At 34.9% G+C, this 22,100-nt stretch carries 19 protein-coding genes, 2 tRNA genes and 3 rRNA genes; 16 read left to right on the top strand and 8 right to left on the bottom strand.

The window, feature by feature from the left end; all coding sequences use genetic code 11:
- Positions 1 to 47 precede the first annotated feature (47 nt).
- Genes greA through ACTS9J_RS04835 form a run of 4 tightly spaced genes read left to right on the top strand, consistent with a single transcriptional unit; the run spans position 48 to position 1,898 of the window.
- Positions 48 to 527 (top strand): transcription elongation factor GreA, encoded by a 480-nt coding sequence (gene greA, locus ACTS9J_RS04850; RefSeq protein ID WP_019976987.1) that lies wholly within the window; start codon positions 48 to 50, stop codon positions 525 to 527.
- A 21-nt stretch (positions 528 to 548) separates the two neighbouring features.
- A complete protein-coding gene (locus ACTS9J_RS04845) occupies positions 549 to 941 on the top strand; it encodes an HIT family protein (protein WP_114999218.1) in 393 nt (130 codons plus the stop codon).
- 3 nt (positions 942 to 944) lie between these two features.
- Positions 945 to 1,514: a tetratricopeptide repeat protein gene (locus ACTS9J_RS04840; RefSeq protein WP_219035368.1), complete on the top strand. Its 570-nt coding sequence runs from the start codon at positions 945 to 947 to the stop codon at positions 1,512 to 1,514.
- A complete protein-coding gene (locus ACTS9J_RS04835) occupies positions 1,515 to 1,898 on the top strand; it encodes a hypothetical protein (protein ID WP_219035367.1) in 384 nt (127 codons plus the stop codon).
- Here ACTS9J_RS04835 and ACTS9J_RS04830 read toward each other — a convergent pair.
- The 6 genes from ACTS9J_RS04830 to ACTS9J_RS04805 all read right to left on the bottom strand — a co-directional run bounded on the left by ACTS9J_RS04830 (position 1,895) and on the right by ACTS9J_RS04805 (position 8,075).
- Positions 1,895 to 2,323, bottom strand: a complete 429-nt coding sequence (locus ACTS9J_RS04830) for an NUDIX domain-containing protein (RefSeq protein ID WP_280037508.1) — start codon at positions 2,321 to 2,323, stop codon at positions 1,895 to 1,897. The genes ACTS9J_RS04835 and ACTS9J_RS04830 overlap by 4 nt on opposite strands.
- 492 nt (positions 2,324 to 2,815) lie before the next feature.
- A 5S ribosomal RNA gene (gene rrf, locus ACTS9J_RS04825) occupies positions 2,816 to 2,924 on the bottom strand.
- A 226-nt stretch (positions 2,925 to 3,150) separates the two neighbouring features.
- Positions 3,151 to 5,932 (bottom strand): 23S ribosomal RNA (locus tag ACTS9J_RS04820).
- 200 nt (positions 5,933 to 6,132) lie between these two features.
- A tRNA-Ala gene (locus ACTS9J_RS04815) sits at positions 6,133 to 6,206 on the bottom strand.
- 90 nt (positions 6,207 to 6,296) lie between these two features.
- Positions 6,297 to 6,370, bottom strand: a tRNA-Ile gene (locus tag ACTS9J_RS04810).
- A 186-nt stretch (positions 6,371 to 6,556) separates the two neighbouring features.
- Positions 6,557 to 8,075 (bottom strand): 16S ribosomal RNA (locus tag ACTS9J_RS04805).
- The 16S, 23S and 5S rRNA genes sit together here with 2 tRNA genes alongside, the layout of an rRNA operon.
- 727 nt (positions 8,076 to 8,802) lie before the next feature.
- Between ACTS9J_RS04805 and ACTS9J_RS04800 the strand changes: the two genes are divergently transcribed.
- From ACTS9J_RS04800 to ACTS9J_RS04750, 11 genes are all read left to right on the top strand, one after another.
- Positions 8,803 to 8,934: a transposase gene (locus tag ACTS9J_RS04800; protein WP_219035460.1), complete on the top strand. Its 132-nt coding sequence runs from the start codon at positions 8,803 to 8,805 to the stop codon at positions 8,932 to 8,934.
- Positions 8,935 to 9,034: 100 nt separating this feature from the next.
- Positions 9,035 to 9,712, top strand: coding sequence for a tyrosine-type recombinase/integrase (locus ACTS9J_RS04795; protein ID WP_291053622.1), 678 nt, complete (start codon positions 9,035 to 9,037; stop codon positions 9,710 to 9,712).
- An 88-nt stretch (positions 9,713 to 9,800) separates the two neighbouring features.
- The gene (locus ACTS9J_RS04790) at positions 9,801 to 10,055 is read left to right on the top strand and encodes a type II toxin-antitoxin system Phd/YefM family antitoxin (protein ID WP_219035458.1); all 255 of its coding nucleotides are present in this window, start codon (positions 9,801 to 9,803) and stop codon (positions 10,053 to 10,055) included.
- Positions 10,056 to 10,313 (top strand): Txe/YoeB family addiction module toxin, encoded by a 258-nt coding sequence (locus tag ACTS9J_RS04785; protein ID WP_219035457.1) that lies wholly within the window; start codon positions 10,056 to 10,058, stop codon positions 10,311 to 10,313. It begins immediately after the preceding gene.
- A 189-nt stretch (positions 10,314 to 10,502) separates the two neighbouring features.
- Entirely contained in the window at positions 10,503 to 10,832 is a 330-nt protein-coding gene (locus tag ACTS9J_RS04780) for an ArsR/SmtB family transcription factor (RefSeq protein WP_219035448.1), read from the top strand.
- 59 nt (positions 10,833 to 10,891) lie between these two features.
- On the top strand, positions 10,892 to 11,359 hold the full coding sequence (locus tag ACTS9J_RS04775; protein ID WP_219035447.1) for a DUF6428 family protein: 468 nt from the start codon (positions 10,892 to 10,894) through the stop codon (positions 11,357 to 11,359).
- Between the two features lie 16 nt (positions 11,360 to 11,375).
- Complete coding sequence (locus ACTS9J_RS04770; protein ID WP_219035446.1) at positions 11,376 to 11,990, top strand: arsenate-mycothiol transferase ArsC; 615 nt, start codon at positions 11,376 to 11,378, stop codon at positions 11,988 to 11,990.
- Between the two features lie 3 nt (positions 11,991 to 11,993).
- Positions 11,994 to 13,028, top strand: a complete 1,035-nt coding sequence (gene arsB / locus ACTS9J_RS04765; RefSeq protein ID WP_219035445.1) for an ACR3 family arsenite efflux transporter — start codon at positions 11,994 to 11,996, stop codon at positions 13,026 to 13,028.
- 118 nt (positions 13,029 to 13,146) lie between these two features.
- On the top strand, positions 13,147 to 13,590 hold the full coding sequence (locus ACTS9J_RS04760; RefSeq protein ID WP_219035444.1) for a hypothetical protein: 444 nt from the start codon (positions 13,147 to 13,149) through the stop codon (positions 13,588 to 13,590).
- A 443-nt stretch (positions 13,591 to 14,033) separates the two neighbouring features.
- Positions 14,034 to 15,959, top strand: a complete 1,926-nt coding sequence (locus tag ACTS9J_RS04755; protein ID WP_448352941.1) for an McrB family protein — start codon at positions 14,034 to 14,036, stop codon at positions 15,957 to 15,959.
- Positions 15,960 to 16,008: 49 nt separating this feature from the next.
- On the top strand, positions 16,009 to 18,282 hold the full coding sequence (locus tag ACTS9J_RS04750) for a DUF2357 domain-containing protein (protein WP_448352940.1): 2,274 nt from the start codon (positions 16,009 to 16,011) through the stop codon (positions 18,280 to 18,282).
- Between the two features lie 191 nt (positions 18,283 to 18,473).
- On the opposite strand, the gene ACTS9J_RS04745 is transcribed toward ACTS9J_RS04750, so the two are convergent.
- The gene (locus ACTS9J_RS04745) at positions 18,474 to 19,061 is read right to left on the bottom strand and encodes a hypothetical protein (RefSeq protein ID WP_448352939.1); all 588 of its coding nucleotides are present in this window, start codon (positions 19,059 to 19,061) and stop codon (positions 18,474 to 18,476) included.
- Between the two features lie 420 nt (positions 19,062 to 19,481).
- Between ACTS9J_RS04745 and ACTS9J_RS04740 the strand changes: the two genes are divergently transcribed.
- Positions 19,482 to 21,137 carry an IS1182 family transposase gene (locus ACTS9J_RS04740; protein WP_448352938.1) on the top strand — a complete coding sequence of 552 codons (1,656 nt, stop codon included), beginning with the start codon at positions 19,482 to 19,484 and terminating at the stop codon, positions 21,135 to 21,137.
- A gap of 43 nt (positions 21,138 to 21,180) precedes the next feature.
- Here the strand turns inward: ACTS9J_RS04740 and ACTS9J_RS04735 are convergent, their stop codons facing one another.
- Positions 21,181 to 22,071, bottom strand: a complete 891-nt coding sequence (locus tag ACTS9J_RS04735; RefSeq protein WP_448352937.1) for a restriction endonuclease — start codon at positions 22,069 to 22,071, stop codon at positions 21,181 to 21,183.
- Between the last annotated feature and the right edge of the window lie 29 nt (positions 22,072 to 22,100).

Here is a 22,100-nt window from a genome sequence, read left to right as displayed (position 1 = left end):
TATTTATTTTATAAGATCTATTTAATAAAAAATTAAACATTGTTGTTATGGCAAATATACAATATGTAACGAAAGAGGGATTAGAAAAGTTGCGTGAAGAGCTTCATCAGTTAGAAACTTTTGAGCGTCCAAAAATTTCGCAACAAATTGCTGATGCGCGTGATAAAGGAGATTTATCTGAAAATGCAGAATATGATGCTGCAAAAGAGGCTCAAGGAATGTTAGAGATGCAAATTGCTAAATTGAAAGAAGTTGTAGCATATGCACGCGTAATTGATGAATCTAAATTAGACCATTCTAAAGTATCAATATTATCAAAAGTTAAAATAAAAAATACAGCGAACGGACAAGAATTAGTGTACACTTTGGTACCTGAATCTGAAGCTGATTTAGCTAAAATGCGTATCTCTGTGAATACTCCAATCGCAAAAGGATTGTTAGGAAAATCACTTGGAGAAGTTGCAGAAATTACATTACCTAACGGAATGACTTTAAATTTTGAAATTTTAGAAATATCTTTGGACTAAGATTTCAAAAATTAAAAACATATGGCAAGCATTTTCACTAAAATTATAAACGGAGAAATACCATCATACAAAATTGCCGAAAACGATAAGTACATCGCTATTTTGGACGCTTTTCCTTTGGTAGAAGGTCATGTATTGGTTATCCCGAAAAAAGAAGTCGATAAAATCTTCGATTTAGACAAAGAAACCTATTTAGGTTTAATGGACTTTTCTTACGAAATTGCACAAGCTATAGAAAAAGCAATACCTTGTTTACGCGTTGGCGTAGCTGTTGTTGGTTTAGAGGTACCACATGTACATGTGCATTTGGTTCCTCTAAATACAATGCAAGATATCAATTTCTCAAATCCAAAACTTCAATTATCTGCCGAGAAAATGATCGAAATTGCAGATAATATCAAATCATATTTATAATCGATGAACAAATACATTAAATTAGTAATCGCCGCTGTATTAATCGTTTTAGCAATCTTTTTGTTTACCATTCGCGAATACGGTTGGGGATTTGTTTCGTTATTAGTCACTGTATTTCCAATTTTATTCTATTTCAGAAACGAAAACATCTTGTTAGCTTTCTGGTTTTTACGTAAAGAGGATATGGCAAAAGCGAAAAAATGGTTACAAAAGATCAAAAATCCATCATCAGAATTAATTCCTAAACAAATGGGATATTACCACTACATGATGGGAATTACTGAAGCGCAGGACAATGTAGGGGTTTCAGAAAAATATATGAAAGAAGCCTTAAACTACGGTTTATCGTTTGATCATGACAGAGCAATGGCTAATTTATCTTTGGCTGGAGCTGCAATGTCAAAAGGTAAAAAGAAAGAAGCGGAAGGTTACATTAAAGAAGCGAAGAAAAACGATTCGAAAGGAATGTTTACAGATCAAATCAAAATGATGAATGATCAAATGAAACGTTTCAACGTAAGTAATTCGCAATTACAAAACCCACATATGCGTCACAAAGGACGTAAATTCTAAATGGATATATCAAAAATTACAGAAGAATCATCATCAAACACCAACAAGTGGAAACTGATTGAAGAATTCTTTCAACAAAATTTCACAGACGGTGAAAGACCAGATTTAGATACGATTCTTTTTTTGATCGGTGTTCAAGAATTAGGACAAGGAAAAAAACGATTCAAAAAAGATGATAAACTCAATTTATTACACATTGCAGTTTGTCGCGTGTTAGAACCTTTTGGTTTTTATCGTTTCGATGGATTAGATCCAGATGGTTGGCCACATTTTGAGTTGTTGGAAGATTTACCACCTCTCAAAACAAATGAACAAACCTTGTTAATGAAATACGCCGTTATACAGTATTTTGATGATCAAAAAATAATAAACTTCGAGTCTTAAGATTCGAAGTTTTCTTTTTTATACAAATCAACTACCACTTTATCTGCGTCTAACGTAAATTTCTCTACATTCAATTCTTCTTTGGATAACCACAACAATTCGTTGATATCCGCATCCAAAACTTTCAATTTATCCAATGCTTTCTCTGTAATTGTCGCTTTATAATAAATCAATAAAACCTGTTCTGTCGGATCAAAAGCATTCAACACAAAAAAATCTTGTGTATAAAAATGTTCATGAACTTCTACTTTCAAATTCAATTCCTCTTTTATCTCTCTCCTTATACAATCTTTTGTTCCTTCACCAAACTCCAATCCACCGCCAGGAAACTTATAAATTAACTCTCCCTGAAACGGCTCGTGAATCACCAATACCTTTCCCTTGTGTTCCAATAACGCATATACACGCACATTAAATGGTTTCATATCCTGTTTACTTTAAAACCTAAATATATAAAAATTCTTCATTCAAATGCGTATTATTATAGCGTTCCCTTCGGTCGGGCTATCCGTTGCAATCTTTTGTAGAAGAAAATTGGAAGTGATTACAGGAAAATCCAATTTCTACAAAAGGATTTCCACTACTATCCCTAACGCGGGTTGTAAGTTCTGAGTTTTGAGTAATAAGTTATAAGACGTAAGATTTAAGACTTACAGGAATAGAAGTAGAAGTTAAAATATCCACTTGAGGGAAATAGGGGCTTTTCGATTTATGAGTTGTAAGTTATAAAGGAAGCTTCCTTTTTATAAAGAAGAAGCTTCTCGTTGACTAATTAGAAGCTTCTTGTTGGATGAAAGGAAGCTTCTTGTTTCATAGAACATAGTTTGAAGATGCATTAAGCTTACAGCCTTCAGCCTAAAGCGAAATCCATAAATACAAAAAAGCCTCAAGAAATAAATCTTGAGGCTTTTAATAAAAACTGGCGACGACCTACTCTCCCGTAAGTAACAGTACCATCGGCGCAGGCAGGCTTAACTTCTCTGTTCGGAATGGGAAGAGGTGAGCCCTGCAGCTATAGTCACCCTAATATTTTTGTATAGGTCTTAGTTCCTAGTATATTTTGACATTATTAGATAGCTTTATGCATTAAGCTTAAAGCTTTAGGCCTAAAGCCTTCACACAATCTTTGGTATTACTCTATTAATCCAAATAAGATTAACTAACCTTCTCTATGACGATTAAATCAATCTTAGTATTTAATCTTTTTTATTTTTGATATTGCTATCATTAGCTTTGATTCGTTCTACTTTTTTAGAAAAAGTCTATGGGTAATTAGTACTACTCGACTATGACATCACTGCCTTTACATCTATAGCCTATCAACGTTGTAGTCTACAACGACCCTTTAAAGAAGTCTTATCTTGCGGCGAGTTTCGCACTTATATGCTTTCAGTGCTTATCTCTTCCAAACGTAGCTACTCAGCGGTGCACCTGGCGGCACAACTGATACACCAGAGGTTTGTTCAACACGGTCCTCTCGTACTAGAGTCAACTCCGCTCAAACTTCTAACGATCACAACAGATAGAGACCGAACTGTCTCACGACGTTCTGAACCCAGCTCGCGTGCCACTTTAATGGGCGAACAGCCCAACCCTTGGGACCTTCTCCAGCCCCAGGATGTGACGAGCCGACATCGAGGTGCCGAACCTCCCCGTCGATGTGAGCTCTTGGGGGAGACTAGCCTGTTATCCCCGGAGTACCTTTTATCCTTTGAGCGATGGCCCTTCCATACGGAACCACCGGATCACTATGTCCTGCTTTCGCACCTGATCGACTTGTTGGTCTCACAGTCAAGCACCCTTATGCCATTACACTCTACGCACGGTTACCAAGCGTGCTGAGGGTACCTTTGAAAGCCTCCGTTACTCTTTTGGAGGCGACCACCCCAGTCAAACTACCCACCATGCACTGTCCTTCCATAAAGAAGTTAGGCTCCAAGTAAATAAAGGGTGGTATTTCAACAATGACTCCACAATACCTAGCGATACTGCTTCATAGTCTCCCACCTATCCTACACATTATTTACCCGAAGTCAATACAAAGCTATAGTAAAGGTTCACAGGGTCTTTTCGTCCCGTTGCGATTAACCGGCATCTTCACCGATACTACAATTTCACCGAGATCATGGTTGAGACAGTGCCCAGATCGTTACACCATTCGTGCAGGTCGGAACTTACCCGACAAGGAATTTCGCTACCTTAGGACCGTTATAGTTACGGCCGCCGTTTACTGGGGCTTCAGTCAAAACCTTCGAGTTACCTCTAAGCTCCTTCCTTAACCTTCCAGCACCGGGCAGGTGTCAGACCCTATACGTCATATTTCTATTTTGCAGAGTCCTGTGTTTTTGATAAACAGTCGCCTGGGCCTTTTTACTGAGGCTGACATTGCTGTCAGCGACCTTTCTCCCGAAGTTACAGGTCTATTTTGCCTAATTCCTTAACCATGAATCGCTCGAGCGCCTTAGGATACTCTCCTCGACCACCTGTGTCGGTTTACGGTACGGGCTGCACATCTCGCTATTTCTTGGAACAATTTTCAGAGGATTATCACTCTAACCGAAGTCTTCGTGTACTATCCCTACTTTACGTAGGTTCAACGTACTATTCCGTCAGTACGCACCTCCTACAATCATTCGTCACTTTTATTGAGTGCAGGTACGGGAATATTAACCCGTTTGCCATCCACTACCCCGTTAGGGTTCGTGTTAGGTCCCGACTAACCCTCAGCTGATTAGCATAGCTGAGGAACCCTTAGTCTTACGGCGAATAAGTTTCTCACTTATTTTATCGTTACTCATGCCTACATTTTCTTTTCTAAAAGCTCCACCATCCATTACCAGATGACTTCTGCGCCGTTAGAATGCTCCCCTACCAGTAGTACTAATGTACTAATCCATAGCTTCGGTAATATGCTTATGCCCGATTATTATCCATGCCGGATCGCTCGACTAGTGAGCTGTTACGCACTCGTTAAATGAATAGCTGCTTCCAAGCTAACATCCTAGCTGTCTATGCAATCCAACCGCGTTTTTTCAACTTAGCATATATTTGGGGACCTTAGCTGATGGTCTGGGTTCTTTCCCTCTCGGACATGGACCTTAGCACCCATGCCCTCACTGCCTAGAAACATATATTAGCATTCGGAGTTTGTCAGGAATTGGTAGGCGGTGAAGCCCCCGCATCCAATCAGTAGCTCTACCTCTAATATACTTTACTAAACGCTGCACCTAAATGCATTTCGGGGAGTACGAGCTATTTCCCAGTTTGATTGGCCTTTCACCCCTACCCACAGGTCATCCGAAGACTTTTCAACGTCAACCGGTTCGGTCCTCCACTTTGTGTTACCAAAGCTTCAACCTGCCCATGGGTAGATCACAAGGTTTCGCGTCTAATACTACTGACTATAGCGCCCTATTCAGACTCGCTTTCGCTACGGCTCCGCACCTGAAGTGCTTAACCTTGCCAGCAACATTAACTCGTAGGCTCATTATGCAAAAGGCACGCCGTCACACTTACGTGCTCCGACCGCTTGTAGGCGTACGGTTTCAGGTTCTATTTCAACTTTCTATTCGAAATGCTTTTCACCTTTCCTTCACAGTACTAGTTCACTATCGGTCTTTGAGGAGTATTTAGCCTTGGAAGATGGTCCTCCCATATTCGGACAGAATTTCTCGTGTTCCGCCTTACTCGTTATCAACTTAATAAAAATTTCATTTACGGGACTATCACCCTCTACGGTTAACCTTTCCAGGTTATTCTATTATCCTTATTAAGTCTTTAGGGCTAATCCGCGTTCGCTCGCCACTACTTACGGAATCTCAATTGATTTCTTTTCCTATTGGTACTTAGATGTTTCAGTTCCCAACGTTCGCTCCCATTGCTGGGTGACATGCCTTCAACATGCCGGGTTGTCCCATTCGGAAATCTACGGATTAATGCGTATGTGCCGCTCCCCGTAGCTTATCGCAGCTTATCACGTCCTTCATCGCCTCTCAAAGCCTAGGCATCCGCCGTACGCCCTTTGTAACTTTTTTCTCGATTTAACCGTCATATTATGAGCGGTTATGTTAATCTTACTCGTTTTCTTGATTAATTGTATACCTTATATAAACTTTGATTTATTTCTAAATCTGTTTTGATTGTATGCGATTATAAATAAATTATAATCTTGTTTCTAATAATGTCAATGAACTCTTCTGCTTTAGACGAATTTCGAAATTCGTTTATCGCTTCGTGGAGAATATCGGAGTCGAACCGATGACCTCTTGCGTGCAAGGCAAGCGCTCTAGCCAGCTGAGCTAATCCCCCTCTTATTAAGTAATAAGTGATGAGTTGTGAGTAATGAGTTGTTTATTTTTAAACTTTTAACTCAAAACTTTATACTCAAAACTATTTCAGTAGTCTCAGGCAGACTCGAACTGCCGACCTCTACATTATCAGTGTAGCGCTCTAACCAGCTGAGCTATGAGACTCTTTAATACTCTTAAAGAGTGGTCTTTTGTTAGTTGTAAGTCTTAAGTTATAAGTAATAAGTTTTTATTCCTTAATCTTTTACTTTATCTTAACCTCTATCTCTAACTATATATTAAATACTACAGAATAAAAAGCCGAATCAAAATCAATCTTCTTACAATAGAAGAAAATTCGTCGTTCTCTAAATATGAGATGTTCCAGCCGCACCTTCCGGTACGGCTACCTTGTTACGACTTAGCCCTAGTTACCAGTTTTACCCTAGGCAGCTCCTATTACGGTCACCGACTTCAGGTACCCCCAGCTTCCATGGCTTGACGGGCGGTGTGTACAAGGCCCGGGAACGTATTCACCGCATCATGGCTGATATGCGATTACTAGCGATTCCAGCTTCATAGAGTCGAGTTGCAGACTCCAATCCGAACTGAGATAAGTTTTTGAGATTCGCATCTTGTTGCCAAGTAGCTGCCCTCTGTACTTACCATTGTAGCACGTGTGTAGCCCAAGACGTAAGGGCCGTGATGACTTGACGTCGTCCCCACCTTCCTCGCGGTTTGCACCGGCAGTCTCATTAGAGTCCCCGTCTTTAAACGCTGGCAACTAATGATAGGGGTTGCGCTCGTTGCAGGACTTAACCTAACACCTCACGGCACGAGCTGACGACAGCCATGCAGCACCTTGCATTCTGTCCGAAGAAAAAACTATTTCTAGTTCTGTCAAATTGCATTTAAGCCTTGGTAAGGTTCCTCGCGTATCATCGAATTAAACCACATGCTCCACCGCTTGTGCGGGCCCCCGTCAATTCCTTTGAGTTTCATTCTTGCGAACGTACTCCCCAGGTGGGATACTTATAACTTTCGCTTAGCCACTGAACCCGAAAGCCCAACAGCAAGTATCCATCGTTTACGGCGTGGACTACCAGGGTATCTAATCCTGTTCGCTCCCCACGCTTTCGTCCATCAGCGTCAGTTAATGTTTAGTCACCTGCCTTCGCAATTGGTGTTCTGCGTAATATCTAAGCATTTCACCGCTACACTACACATTCCAGCAACTTCAACATCACTCAAGACTAACAGTATCAATGGCAGTTTCATAGTTAAGCTATGAGATTTCACCACTGACTGATTAATCCGCCTACGGACCCTTTAAACCCAATAAATCCGGATAACGCTTGCACCCTCCGTATTACCGCGGCTGCTGGCACGGAGTTAGCCGGTGCTTATTCTTCTGGTACCTTCAGCTACTTACACGTAAGTAGGTTTATCCCCAGATAAAAGTAGTTTACAACCCATAAGGCCGTCATCCTACACGCGGGATGGCTGGATCAGGCTTCCACCCATTGTCCAATATTCCTCACTGCTGCCTCCCGTAGGAGTCTGGTCCGTGTCTCAGTACCAGTGTGGGGGTTCACCCTCTCAGGCCCCCTAAAGATCATCGTCTTGGTGAGCCGTTACCTCACCAACTAACTAATCTTACGCATGCCTATCCTACTGCGATAAATCTTTCAAAATCTAATGATGCCATTAAATCTGTTATAAAGTATTAATCCTCCTTTCGAAGGGCTATCCTTTTCAGTAGGGCAAGTTGCATACGCGTTACGCACCCGTGCGCCGGTCTCTAGTTCCCGAAAGAACTATACCCCTCGGCTTGCATGTGTTAAGCCTCCCGCTAGCGTTCATCCTGAGCCAGGATCAAACTCTCCATTGTAAATAATTTCGTTTGGTATTGCTACCTATGTTTTTACAACTTCGAATTTCCTATAGCTCCATTATTAAAGGATTGACTTCGTTTTATTCGGCTATTTTTTCTTCTGTATATTTTATAATTTCAAATGAACTTCTCATCTTAGCAAAATCTCTCGGTAATTGCGGTTGCAAAGGTAAAACTTATTTTTTAACTAACAAAATTTATTTTGATGAATTTTAAAGTTTTTATTTCAATAAGTCAATTCTTACTTTCACTCCCAAACTCCTTTCGGAATCGGTTTGCAAAAGTAAAACTTATTTCTAAACTCACAAATTTATTTTTAAAATAATTTTGCCGCTATATAAGTCCCTATGTCAACTACAATACTACTCGTCTTTCGTATTGGGATTGCAAATATACAACCCATTTTTCCGAACTTCCAAACTCATTTTACAATTAATTTACATTCTTCTCTTAAGTTGCTGGTACAATGGGAAATATTTTTTGAGAATTTTAGATGTGAGAAGTGAGATACGAGGTTTTTGACGAGAAAAGCACGCTTTTTGAGTTACTATTTTGGGTTTACGAGAGGAAGATTGCGCGAACAGTAAGCCATTTTTACGCTCATTACGCTAAATTGACTCTCGCCTTTTCAGCAAGTTTTCTATATGAAATTTCAAAGCTATCATGTTTTTAATTGTAGAAATTTGTTTTATTTCATAATCTAATTGTCTCTTTCAAGATTTGAATGGACAGTTATCTAAATAATATTAATAACAACAGAGCATTGATTCGCTATTGCAATAACTGTTTGGATATTCGTTTATTTTTATGTCATGATTTAAACGAAAAACTACCTTGGCATTCCACAATTTGTTAAACTTGCGTCCTTTTTGGTAAAAAAGCTTTCTTACAGTTATTTCAATTTGTTCATAAATTACTAATGTTAGTTTTAATACAAATGTTCAATTTTAGCCATAATGTTTAAAGATGCCATTCGTGAAGAAGTCATCAGTTTAAATACTTACCCATTTGCAAGTGTACGAATCAAAAAAGACAAGAGTACAAGACTGTTTTTAAACAAAGAACAAATCGAGCAGCTAAAAAACCACAAGAGTTCATTTGGTCAAACAGATACCTACTTCAGAGATATGTTTATTTTTAGTTGTTATGCCGGAGGATTACGTTTTAGTTATGTCGTTACCTTACAATGGAAAAACTACGATGAAAACGAACAACGTATCAGATTAAACATTCGTAAAACAAAACGTTCACATCAATTCAAAGTAGGTCAATCTGCTTTAGAGATATTAAACAAATACAAAAAAGAAACTTCCGAACCAGATGATTTTGTATTTCCAATCATTTCAGAAGCTAATTTCTTCGAACAATCCAACGAATACCAACTAAAAGTAATTGGTAGCAAAAATGTATTATGTGGTCAGAAATTGCGTAGAATCGGTAAAGAATTAGAATTTCCGTTCTCGATATCATTTCATTTAAGCCGACATACATTTGCAACACAAGCCTTAGCTAACGGTATGCGTATTGAGTATGTTTCTAAACTTTTAGATCACTCCGATATCGGAACAACTCAAATCTACGCTAAAATTGTAAACGAAGAATTGGATAAAGCTGTAGAGCAATTTATTGAATAATAGATATTTATTTTAGAATAATGTATAAAAATAGATTTTGCAAATCAAAATATTGTACATATATTTGTACATAATAAAATACAAGATTATGTTAATAGCAAGTGTTTCAGATTTCAGAAAAGATATTAAATCTTATTTAGATAGAGTTTCAAAGAATTTTGAAACCTTAATCATCAACAGAGGGAAAGATTCTGGTATTGTTGTAATGTCTTTAGAAGAGTACAATTCATTAATGGCTACAAATCATGAATTATCTTCTCGTATCAATGAGTCAAGATTAGATGCTGCCATTGAAAAATTAAAAAGTAATCAATCTTTTGAAAGAGAATTAATCGAGGAATAGATGAAATATATTTTCGTAGATGAGTCTTGGGAAGATTATTTATTTTGGCAAAAAACCGATAATAAAAAAGTAAAACGCATCAATGATTTATTGAAAGATATTTCACGTACTCCTTTTACTGGTATTGGGAAACCAGAACCATTAAAACATAAATATTCAGGTTTCTGGTCACGTAGAATAGACGAAGAACATCGTTTAATTTACAAGTACGAAGATAATCAGATATTAATTGCAAAGTGCCGTTTCCATTACGATTAAATAATCCATTTTAAGATATAAATAAGATAGAATTCTGTTAGGTTGTAAAACGTAACAGATTTTTTTTTATGCCAAAATCGTAAACGAGAAATTAGATAAAGCAGTAGAACAGTATATTGAATAATTAATATTAAATAATTTTAGTATTTATAAAACATATCGTAATATTGCAATGATAATAAATCAATAATGGGAATAACTAAATCGGAAATCTTCACTGACGAGCAAAATAAACTAGCTACTTTATTCAAGGTATTAGGACATCCTGCTCGTGTGGCTATTATTCAGCATATCATCAAACAGAATGCGTGTATCTGTACGGATTTGGTGGATGAATTAGGTTTGGCACAAGCTACTATTTCTCAACATTTAAAAGAATTAAAAAGTATCGGAATTATTCAAGGTTCCATCGAAGGAAAATCGGTTTGTTATTGTATTGATGAAAAGGTTTGGGTTGCAATTCAGAATGAGTTTTCTAACTTTTTTAATCAAAATGTCAAAATAGAGAAATGCTGTTAAGGCGTTTTTTTGAAATAAAACATCGTAATATTGCGATTAAAAATAAATAATTAAAGCATATGAAACTGTCAAGAATTAAAGAAATCTTACCAACATTAGAAAATGTTGAATTTCAATTAGAGGATGGTACTTTCGTACCAGAACATTTCCACGTTACAGAAGTGGGAGAAATCACAAAGAAATTTATTGATTGTGGTGGAGTTATTAGAAATGAAAAAGTAGTAAACTTTCAACTGTGGAATGCAGACGATTACGAACATCGTTTAAAACCAGGTAAATTGTTAAATATAATTCGCTTATCCGAAAACAAATTAGGTATTGAAGATGCCGAAATTGAAGTAGAATATCAGTCGACTACAATTGGTAAATACGATCTTGAATTTAATGGAAAACATTTCATTTTAAAAAATAAAAAAACAGCTTGTTTAGCGGAAGATGCTTGCGGTATTCCCGTTGCAACTGAAAATAAATTTAGAGTGAAAGAAGAAAAATCTTCTTGTTGCACACCTAATTCTGGTTGTTGTTAATTTTTTGATGTAGATAATGAATAGTACATTAAAAACAACAGTATCAGAAATACTAAATTTCAATTTTATAGACGACCAAAGGAAAGCTAATTTGCAACCTTTGGTTGTTTATATTCAAGAAAAATTCAATCGTAAGGAAGCTATAAATCTCAACTTTATTTGTACGCACAATTCACGCAGAAGTCATTTAGCTCAGATATGGGCACAATTCGCTGCTGCTTATTATAATATCCAAAATATCAATTGTTATTCAGGAGGTACACAAGAAACTGCATTGTTTCCAAAAGTAATTGAAACGCTAAGCAATCAAGGTTTTCAAATCTTTAAAATTGCAGATAGTAATAATCCTATTTATGCGATAAAATATGATGAGAATAGTTCACCAATTATCGGTTTTTCTAAGAAATATAATGATGCATTCAATCCCATTTCAAATTTCGCAGCTATTCTTACTTGCTCCCAAGCAGATGATGGTTGTCCTTTCATTGCAGGTGCAGAAAAACGAATTCCAATAACTTACGAAGATCCAAAAATTTCAGATGGAACACTTCAACAAACAGAAATTTACAAGCAACGTAGTATCGAAATAGCAACTGAAATGATGTACATATTTTCACAAATCACTAAATAAACGATGCAACCAAAACTAAAATTCCTAGATAGATACCTAACCTTATGGATTTTTATCGCCATGGTTTTAGGTGTTACAATTGGCTATATCTTTCCAAATATGTCTGTTTTAATAGAGCGTATGAGCGTGGGTACAACCAATATACCTTTAGCTTTAGGATTGATAATCATGATGTTTCCGCCATTAGCCAAAGTAGATTATTCTTTATTACCACAAGTATTTAAAAACAAAAAAGTAATCGGAATATCCTTAATCTTAAACTGGATAATTGGTACAGTTTTAATGTTTGGTTTGGCAGTTCTATTTCTTCACGACGAACCGGATTATATGTCGGGATTAATTCTCATTGGATTAGCACGATGTATTGCGATGGTAATCGTTTGGAGCGATTTAGCGAAAGCTAATAGAGAATACACAGCAATGCTAGTCGCACTAAATAGTATATTCCAAGTGTTAAGTTATAGCTTTTTAGTTTGGCTATTTATCAACATATTACCAAGCAAATTAGGCTTAGCTAATTTTAATGTTTCGGTTTCAATGATAGAAGTAACACAAAGTGTAATGATCTATTTAGGTATTCCATTCTTAATAGGTTTTATCACGCGATTCACTTTAATTAAAAAGAAAGGTATAGAATGGTACAATCGTGTATTCGTACCCAAAATATCTCCCATAACACTCTATGCATTATTATTTACCATTGTGGTAATGTTTAGTTTAAAAGGCGATAAAATACTTGAATTACCTTTAGACGTTATTAAAGTAGCAATCCCATTAGTTATATATTTTGCACTAATGTTCTTCATCAGTTTTTTTATCAATAAAGCAATGAAGGTTCCTTATGATAAAAATGCATCTATTTCATTTACAGCGACAGGAAATAATTTCGAATTAGCTATTGCAGTTTCCATTGCAATATTCGGTATTCACTCTCCACAAGCTTTTGTAGGAGTAATTGGTCCTTTAGTAGAAGTTCCAGTTCTCATCTTGTTAGTAAAAGCAAGTTTGTGGTTGAAAAACATATATTATAAAGAATAGAGCAATACATCAAATAAGAAAGTAAATCATCCATAAAGCGACACGTTTTTCCATTGTAAGGTTTTAATTTACATTAAATTACCTTAAAAAATGTTTAATGACTAAAACTTAATGTACTATGGCCTATTTGATAAAAGAAACTGTACAATTCAAAGAATTTACACAAGTTGCTTTACACAACGTAAACCTCGATAACTGTTACAAACAAGCTTTGTATCTCATTGATGAAGGATTCAGGTATTGGTTTAACAACGAAGAAATTAAAAACATCAACCAAAACAACGAGCAATACCAAATCAAATCCCCAGAAGAAGAATTGCTATTAACCTGGTTCGAAAAAGCTGATAAAGAAACAGCAACAGCTTTTCTTAACACTACGCAAATAGCTACAAGGTTAGCTTATTTTGGGAATATCAACATCAACAATTCAACCGTCATCCAATTGGGTAAAGCATTAAAGAAACACGGTTTTATGAGGATTTCAAAAAATGGTTCGTATGTATATGCAGTGAAAGAATTAGCATACGATCAAGTACAAAAAATGAACAAAGAGTTAGAGTAGAAATAAATTGAAAATGGCATAATGATTTGTAGACGAGTGTCAATCTTTTGTAGCAAGAACTTATACTAATTGTCATCCTGAACTCATAAAGCTATTAAAATCATTACTAAAACCCCCTTACTTTTCCTTACTTTTCCTTACTTTCCAAACTCGTAAAATACTTAAATCTTACACTTTATTTCTTAAGTCAACACCGAATTACACCAAGTAAGGAAAGTAACCAAATTTGACCAAAATAAAAATGGTAAAATCCTCAAAATAAAAAACTGGAAACATAAGCGAATAGCAAAGCAAAGGAGAACCAATGCTTCTCCTTATTGCGTTACTATCTTCGTTTGAATCCCTTTTTTCATAAACTCAAAAAACAAAAAAATCTTTTTGCTGAAATTGGGTTACTTAGGTTACTTTTTATGTATTTTTAAAAAAAAAATATAATATAGGTAATGGAGTATAGTTTTACTAAGGGAGAAATTTTAAAAGCGATTGATTATTTAGATCAGCATCCTGAAGAGTTTAAAGGAAGAGCTTCTTCAACGTATGATTTAGTATATGAAGGTAAAAAATATCCACCTATTTTGGTCTTATCTAAAGCGAATGAATTGAAAGGGGGAAAAACTTTGACGTTAGAGGATTTTACCAATAATGCTAATAAAGCTTTTGAATATTTGAAAGAATTAGATTTTCAAATATTTACAAAGAATAATACTAATCATGAACTTACGAATTTTCATACTAATATTTGGATTGAAAAAACAATTACTAAAAATAGAATTGATAGATTGGATGGCCCAAGATCATTAGGAAAAGCATTATGGTCACCCCAAACAGATAAAAGAGGTGCTAGAATATATGAGAATATGTTAAAAGTAAAAGAAGGTGATTTAGTATTACATCTTGTGGATAATTCATATTTTTCTGGTGTTTCAATTGTTAAAAACAAAGCAGTTGAATCTTTAGGAATTGAAGGTACCGAATGGGAAGGAGATGCTTATCTTATAGATTTAAAAAAATACACCCCCCTAAAAATTAATTTAGACAGAAATCATATACTTAATAAAAAAAACTCTTCCAAACTATTTTCCATTAAAGAAAAAAGTGAGGTTTTCTATGATTCAACATTAAATTTAAGGCAAGGTGCCTATTTAACGCCATGTAGTGTAGAATTGCTAAATATTATAAATAAAGAATATTATAGTCTAGTAAATGAAGATTTACCTTTTGTAGGTAATTATATTTTTATTGATAAATATGAAGCTCTTTCATTTAATTTGCAACAATATATCAATTCTTTAGTCAATGCCAACCTCCAATTCAACGAAAATCTAATCAAACGTTTTGTAGGGTCTTTAATCACTAAACCTTTTGTGATTTTAACAGGTTTAGCGGGTTCTGGTAAAACGAAGTTGGCACAATCGTTTATTCAATGGATTTGTGAAAGCGAAGATCAATATAAAATTGTACCTGTTGGAGCTGATTGGATCAATCGTGAACCATTATTAGGTTATCCAAATGGTTTAAAAGATACGGAATATGTAACGCCTGATAACGGGGTGTTACAATTAATAATAGATGCTGCTAAAGAAGAAAATCAAGAAAAACCGTATTTCTTATTGTTAGATGAAATGAATCTTTCACATGTAGAACGTTATTTTGCTGATTTCTTAAGTATTATGGAATCCAATGATTCGATTAAATTGTATACAGGTTCAGAAAGAACATCAACTAACGGAGTAGAGATACCTCAAAACATATTTTGGCCTAAGAACCTATTCATTGTAGGTACGGTGAATATTGATGAAACGACCTATATGTTTAGTCCTAAAGTCTTAGATCGTGCAAATGTAATTGAGTTTAGATTAGACGATAAAGATTTAAGTGATTTCCTTTCCAACCCTAATAAAGTTGATTTATCACAGTTAATTACACAAGGTACTTCAATGGCGTCAAGTTTCCTTGCTTTAGCTCAAGCAACAGATACCGCACCGAATGAAAATTTAAATGCAACTTTGGTCCAATTCTTTAAAGAGTTAAAAACTATAGGTGCTGAATTTGGTTATCGATCTGCGTTTGAAATTCATTTATTGTTCGCTCAACTTTCTCAAATTGATGCCAATTTAACAATGGATGAGAAGATAGATTTTGCTGTAATGCAAAAGTTATTACCTAAATTACATGGTTCACGTTCTAAAATTGTAACATCATTAGAAGCATTGATGAAATTATGTTTAGTTGATACAACGAATTTTAATAGCTCTAAATTAGATGAAATTGAAGAGAGTAACATCAAATACAAAGTGTCTTTCGAAAAGTTAAAGCGTATGTATTTTAACGCTTTAAATAACGGATTTACAAGTTATGCAGAAGCTTAATCAGCACATATTACAGTTTAATTTAAATCACATAGAGAATGGTTTAACTTTGGAAATTTTTCCAGAGCAAACTTCTCGTTTACGTCATTTAACAAAAAATATTGCAGATCAATTTGATGAAAGTGAATATCAGTTATTTGAAGGACATAGTTACGAATACGAATTTGATGGAATAAAAAAAGAACATTTTCGTTTAGAAACACGGATAAGTGGTGTGGTTATTCCATCCAATCGTCATCCATTTAGAGGTCGCATTACACCCAATATTTATGTAGGTCAATTGCAATTACTAATTGTTAATACAATCACAGATCAAGAATTTCCACTTGTTTTAGAAGTAATTGCAACGAAATTTAATAAAGAAGAAGATTTATCTTATCGTGAAAATTATCGTAAAATGTTGGAAGACATTACCGATAAATGTACCGATTTGATGATGCAAATCAATACACCAATCACTCAAAAGGTGACAATTGATTATAATACAGATAATAAAACGTTGTATCAACGCTTTTGTTTCGTTAAATCTTTTCTGGATTCGGTTGATTTTGAAGAAGCTATTTTGCGTATTATTTCCAATCCGTCTACAACTTGGAATACAACAGAAACAGAGATTAAAACATCTCAAATCAAACGTGTCAATCGTACAATAACGAAGCAATTAGTCAATGGAACAAATCGTTTAGATACTTCAGGTTTGGGGTATTTAACATCATTTGGCTTGAAAAGTATTCCAAGATCGATTCAATCTACGACAAGAGTAGAAAGTATTGATACACCTGAAAATCGTTTCATTAAACATGTTTTGAGTGTTTTTGTAAATTTTATTGAAGATTGTCAAACGATATTTAATAGATCGACTAATTTTCAGTATGCAGCGAAAGAAAGTACGCATTTAATAGAAAAGTTAAATAGTTATTTATCCTATTCATTTTTTAATGAGATTTCAGAAGCTAAAATTTTAAAGTTAAATAGTCCATTATTACAAAAAAGAAGCGGATATCGAGAAGTTTTGAATCGTTGGCTGCAATTTGATTTAGCATCTAAATTAATTTGGACTGGAGGAGAAGATGTATATGAAGCAGGAAAAAGAGATATAGCCACATTGTACGAGTACTGGTTATTCTTTCAATTGTATGATTTAGTGGTAAAAAAGTTCAATTTAGTAACCTATCAAAATCAAAATTTTGACCATTTGTTTGAATCAGATGAAGCGGGTTTATCTCTAAAATTGAAATCAGGAAAAGAACTAATTATTAAAGGAGAAACAGATTTTGTGTCTCGTAATTTGACAATTAGATTTAGCTATAACAGAACATTTAAAGGTGGAAGTGATTATACTACAGGTAAAGCAGGTAGTATTACAACAACGTTACGACCAGATTATACGTTAAGCATTTGGCCATCTTCTTTTACAGAAGAAGAAGCGGAAAAAGAAGAAGTAATTACTCATATTCATTTTGATGCTAAGTATAAAATTCAAAACATTAGGGATCAATATACTGATAGTGAAGAAGAAGAGGTTCTGAATAGAATAGAGGAAAGAGAGCGTAAAGGAACTTTTAAGAATATTGATGTTTTAAAAATGCACGCTTATAAAGATGCTATTCGTAGAACAGGTGGTGCTTATATTTTGTACCCAGGTAGTGTTGAAAAACGATTTGATGGTTTTCACGAAGTTTTGCCAGGATTGGGTGCGTTTACGATTAATCCATCCAAACACGATACGGGTATTCAGGGGTTAAGCTCATTTTTAGATCAAGTAATTGAACATTTAGTAGACAGAACGTCTCAAAGGGAGCGAATTACCAATGTATCAAATCAAATATTAAATGAACCAAGGGTAGTATATGGCCAAAGTTTAAAACCTGTTCCGAATCACTTAGAACGAACAAAAATTGATTTATTACAAACGTTTGTTTTAGTGGGTTATGCTAAAACGCAAGAACATTTAGAATGGTATACTTCAAAGGGAATCTACAATTTTAGAATGAATGATAATGTTGGTTCATTAGAATTTACTCCAGAAGTAGTTTATGCAAAATATCTTCTGTTACGAGAAAGTGGAAAAAATAAGGCTTCTAAATTATTTAAGATTGTAAGTAAGGGGCCAAAAGTATATTCAAAAGATCAATTAATTAGCTTAGGATATGATAACCCTTCACAACCTGATTATTTAGTAGTATCTATAGAAGCTTGTAATGATTGGGATAATCTTGAAGTTAATTATAAAGAATTTGAAGAATACCAAAAGTTATCAGGTTCACCATATTCAAAATCAGGTAAGCCATTTGTTGTTACATTGGATAAAATTTTAAAATAATAGGTTATCAAACTCAAAATACTATATCAAGTAGTATTTGATAATCTGTAAAATATAAACACCTATTTGCAAAGCTTTAAAGTATATAGGGCAACAACAAAAAAGCAACCGCGGTTAATTCCAGTTTTGCGCAATACCCTAACGGGATACTTCGCAAAGCTGCCCGGGATATTGTGTGCTGCTTTGTTGAATTATGCTCGTCCTTTTGCTTCATCTAAATCTTTTTCATTTATTGTCATTGGAAATGCTGGAAAGTGATATATTTTGTCTATTCCACCACTCGCCAAAATTGCCCAAGCTGCGTCTTCTTGTTCACGCAAACTCGTCCGCAAGCAGAAAACATCTGAACCCGAAACCATAAAGTACATAGCTAAACTTTTTAAATGTGAGCGAGGACGTATATCAGTTCCTAAATATTGAGGCATTGTTAGTCTTGCTTCTGCAAAGGCCTGCTTGAAACAGTCAACAAACGCCCTAAAAATATTTGTCGCACCACTTCCAAATGGGCCGTCATATCCTTTACCAAAAGATTTTTCTGAAATGCTTTCGTTGTCAGACGGAAAGATAAAGTGTGAAACACCTGCTTCCCAAAGTCCGTTGTCACGCTGTCTTAGATATGGTGAGGCAAGATATGCACCTGAGACCCCTAACTTGATATATATGCAATAAGCGTCCATTATCATAAAATGTTGTAGTTGAAAAATTTGATGAGCCTGTTTTTCTTCTATCTCTAACGGTTGTAGTTTTAGACAATAAACTTCCTGGTCGCCACATTGCATTACTATCCCAAAGTCAGCACCATTAAATGTCTGCTTGAATGGTAATACTCCAAAGGTTAATAGTTCTTGTTATCGCTTTAAAGTTTTCGTATCAGGTTTTAGAATGCCTATTGAACCTTTTGTTGTTTGAATTTTCGTCATTGATATATTTAAATGCTGTCAGGTTGAGACTGGTCGTTTAAAGTAGCACATAACGGAAAAAGTATTGGCGAAGGGCTGGCTAAATTTAACTGCAAGTTCAATTACGACCGAACGAAGCAAATTGCTTTTTCAGATTACCAAATTAAAAAAAAAGTAATATGAAAAGCAAGTTGCGACTAAATGCAACAAACCTTTCTACTTGGTTTCAACCCCGCCTTTTGCAAATACTATGTGCTTGTTGCACAACACTAAATATAGCAATTTTTCATATCTTGTAGTATGCAAGGACGAAAAGAATTTATTCCTCAACTTTTTTATGAATTAAGTTTAGATCGGCTAGTTCCATCTGATAACTTTTATCGCCAAGTAAATCAAGTATTAGATTTACATTTTCTGTATAGATCCACTCAAAAATATTACGGTACTCAAGGTCAAGAAAGTATAGATCCTGTGGTGTTTTTTAAAATATTGTTAGTGGGTTATTTGAATAATATCAATAGCGACAGAGCATTGATTCGCTATTGTAGCAATTGCTTGGATGTTCGCTTGTTTTTAGGTTATGATCTGAACGAACAATTGCCTTGGCATTCAACCATAAGCCGAACGCGCGCGTTATTTGGCCAAGAAGTTTTCTTGCAATTGTTTCAGTTGGTTTTAAAACTGTGTGTGAATAAAGGCATGGTTTCAGGGAAACGTCAGGCGGTAGACTCTGCCTTTATCAAAGCAAACGCAAGTATGGATTCTCTGGTTGAAAAAGAGGTTCTAAACGATGCTTTTGCTTTTGTGAATGAGTTGGAAGAAAATTCAGAATTCAAAGCATGCAGTGAGTCTAGTCGAACTGTAACATCAACTCGAAAGAAGTTGGTAGAACAACATCATAATTGGAAAAAGGAAGCGTTTAAAGGAATGCCGGGACATGTGAAAACGCTTCAAAAAAATGAAGATGGTGAAGATATTCGTCCAAAGTTTTTAAGTAATCATACCCATTATAGCCCAACAGATCCTGATGCGAAAATCTCGACCAAACCAGGTAAACCACGCCAACTGAACTATGTAGGACAGTTAGCAGTTGATGATAAACACCACGTGATTACAGGCGCTTGTGCTAGTACAGCTGGTAGTAAAGACAGTGCTATCTTTGCAGAAATTATGGATCAAACGATTGAAAATTTTAAACGAAACGAGATTCAAATAGGAGAAGTTTTAGCTGATGCGGGCTATAGTAGCGGTACAAGTTTGCAATATTGTGAAGATCATAACTTAGATGCTTGGATTCCCAACTTTGGACAATATAAACCCGAGCGAGAAGGCTTTATTTTCAATAAAAAAGAAAACCGTTACGAATGTATTCAAGAAGGAGGGAATAAAGCTTTTCTGCCTTTCAAACGAACTTTAACAGATAGCAAAGGCTACGAAAAGAAAAGCTATAGAAGTTCGGAAAAAGATTGTGGACAATGTCCTTTACGAGAAAGTTGTTGTGGAAAAGTAACCAAGTTTAAAAAGTTGGAAGATAGCATTCACAAGCCTTTGTACGATAAAATGCATGAAAAACTCACCCAAAATAAAGCGTATCACCGCAGGTTAGTTAAACGTCGAAGTTCTACAGTAGAACCAGTTTTAGGAACGTTGATTAACTTCTTTAACTTAAAACGAATCAACAGCAGAGGAATGTCTAAAGCCAATAAACATGTACTAATGTCAAGTTTATCTTACAACTTGAAGAAATATCTACGCTTTACAGTCAAAAAATCAAGTGTTTTAGCCCAAGTTATTTATTTAAAACAAGGGAAGAACTACGCTTCTACAAAATCACTCCTTCACTCCTTAAAAAGAGAGTTTTTAAGCAAACCTAATTTTACATTAATATATTTTTCTAAAAATAAACCTCGCTTAAAAAGGCTTAAACGAGGTCATATATTCTGTTTTTTACTGTAAATTGGAGTTATGCAACAGTTACCGATGTTATGTGTAGTGTCTCTTATTGTTCCATAAAGAAATCTTCATCTAATTGCTTAACCTCGTAAGTTTGTTTTATCTGAACACCAACATTAAATTCGTGCATTAAATCAACGAGTTTATTTCCATCGATTAGGATAATTTTGTGATGTGCGTTTTTAGCTTTTTCTTCAGCACCTTTATCAAAAAGTGAAGTTGTTACGAAAACTCCTTTGTTAGTATCTCCACTCATTGCTCCAATAAAATTACGGATGTCTTTTTCTCGAACTTTATTTTCATTAAATCTTTTAGCTTGAATATAGATTTTATCAAGACCAAGTTTGTCTTCATTAATTATTCCGTCAATTCCTCCATCACCAGATTTTGACGTCTCGATAAAATCTCCGTAACCCATTTTTTTCAAAAGCTTCAATACTACTTTTTCAAAATAATATGGATCGATTGTTTTTAGTTTTTCTAAGAGTTCATTTTTAATTTCTCTTTCTATCTGATCAAAACCTTCATCGATTAAATCTTGTGGAGAAGCATTGGAAATATTCTTAATTTCTGTTGTATGCGAATGTTTTTCGTTTTCAGTTTGATAAAAATCGAGTAGGGAAGATTCTTCTTCTAAATCTTTTAGGTTTAAAGTTGATTTTTGATTTAATCCTTTTTCTGTTATTTGAACATTACCTCTTGATGGATAATGAATATAGCCACCTTTTTTAAGATATGATTTTCCCCAAGCAATACGGTTATTGATTAGAATTTCTCCGGATTTAGTTTTTTCCTCTAAAAGTTCTTTTGGTAAATGAGAATAAAACTTCTCAATTACTCTTTTTTGCATTTCTCTTGTATGAATTATTTCTTTATCAGATAAGATTTCTAAAATCGGATTAAAAGTCTCGTGGAATTTTGGTATTTCTTGATTCATTTCAATTGCGTCTTGTTTGGCGACATTAC

The sequence above is a fragment of the Empedobacter sp. ULE_I140 genome, from assembly GCF_053482575.1.
Note: the sequence above shows the minus strand (reverse complement) of the source record. Positions and strands in the feature narration are given on the sequence as shown.

What these genes read in the sequence shown, in the direction of transcription:
- greA (WP_019976987.1), top strand. Translation starts at nt 48, where the DNA reads ATGGCAAATATACAATATGTAACGAAAGAGGGATTAGAAAAGTTGCGT.
- ACTS9J_RS04845 (WP_114999218.1), top strand. Translation starts at nt 549, where the DNA reads ATGGCAAGCATTTTCACTAAAATTATAAACGGAGAAATACCATCATAC.
- ACTS9J_RS04840 (WP_219035368.1), top strand. Translation starts at nt 945, where the DNA reads ATGAACAAATACATTAAATTAGTAATCGCCGCTGTATTAATCGTTTTA.
- ACTS9J_RS04835 (WP_219035367.1), top strand. Translation starts at nt 1,515, where the DNA reads ATGGATATATCAAAAATTACAGAAGAATCATCATCAAACACCAACAAG.
- ACTS9J_RS04830 (WP_280037508.1), bottom strand. Translation starts at nt 2,323, where the DNA reads ATGAAACCATTTAATGTGCGTGTATATGCGTTATTGGAACACAAGGGA.
- ACTS9J_RS04800 (WP_219035460.1), top strand. Translation starts at nt 8,803, where the DNA reads ATGGACAGTTATCTAAATAATATTAATAACAACAGAGCATTGATTCGC.
- ACTS9J_RS04795 (WP_291053622.1), top strand. Translation starts at nt 9,035, where the DNA reads ATGTTTAAAGATGCCATTCGTGAAGAAGTCATCAGTTTAAATACTTAC.
- ACTS9J_RS04790 (WP_219035458.1), top strand. Translation starts at nt 9,801, where the DNA reads ATGTTAATAGCAAGTGTTTCAGATTTCAGAAAAGATATTAAATCTTAT.
- ACTS9J_RS04785 (WP_219035457.1), top strand. Translation starts at nt 10,056, where the DNA reads ATGAAATATATTTTCGTAGATGAGTCTTGGGAAGATTATTTATTTTGG.
- ACTS9J_RS04780 (WP_219035448.1), top strand. Translation starts at nt 10,503, where the DNA reads ATGGGAATAACTAAATCGGAAATCTTCACTGACGAGCAAAATAAACTA.
- ACTS9J_RS04775 (WP_219035447.1), top strand. Translation starts at nt 10,892, where the DNA reads ATGAAACTGTCAAGAATTAAAGAAATCTTACCAACATTAGAAAATGTT.
- ACTS9J_RS04770 (WP_219035446.1), top strand. Translation starts at nt 11,376, where the DNA reads ATGAATAGTACATTAAAAACAACAGTATCAGAAATACTAAATTTCAAT.
- arsB (WP_219035445.1), top strand. Translation starts at nt 11,994, where the DNA reads ATGCAACCAAAACTAAAATTCCTAGATAGATACCTAACCTTATGGATT.
- ACTS9J_RS04760 (WP_219035444.1), top strand. Translation starts at nt 13,147, where the DNA reads ATGGCCTATTTGATAAAAGAAACTGTACAATTCAAAGAATTTACACAA.
- ACTS9J_RS04755 (WP_448352941.1), top strand. Translation starts at nt 14,034, where the DNA reads ATGGAGTATAGTTTTACTAAGGGAGAAATTTTAAAAGCGATTGATTAT.
- ACTS9J_RS04745 (WP_448352939.1), bottom strand. Translation starts at nt 19,061, where the DNA reads ATGCAATGTGGCGACCAGGAAGTTTATTGTCTAAAACTACAACCGTTA.
- ACTS9J_RS04740 (WP_448352938.1), top strand. Translation starts at nt 19,482, where the DNA reads ATGCAAGGACGAAAAGAATTTATTCCTCAACTTTTTTATGAATTAAGT.
- ACTS9J_RS04735 (WP_448352937.1), bottom strand. Translation starts at nt 22,071, where the DNA reads ATGAATCAAGAAATACCAAAATTCCACGAGACTTTTAATCCGATTTTA.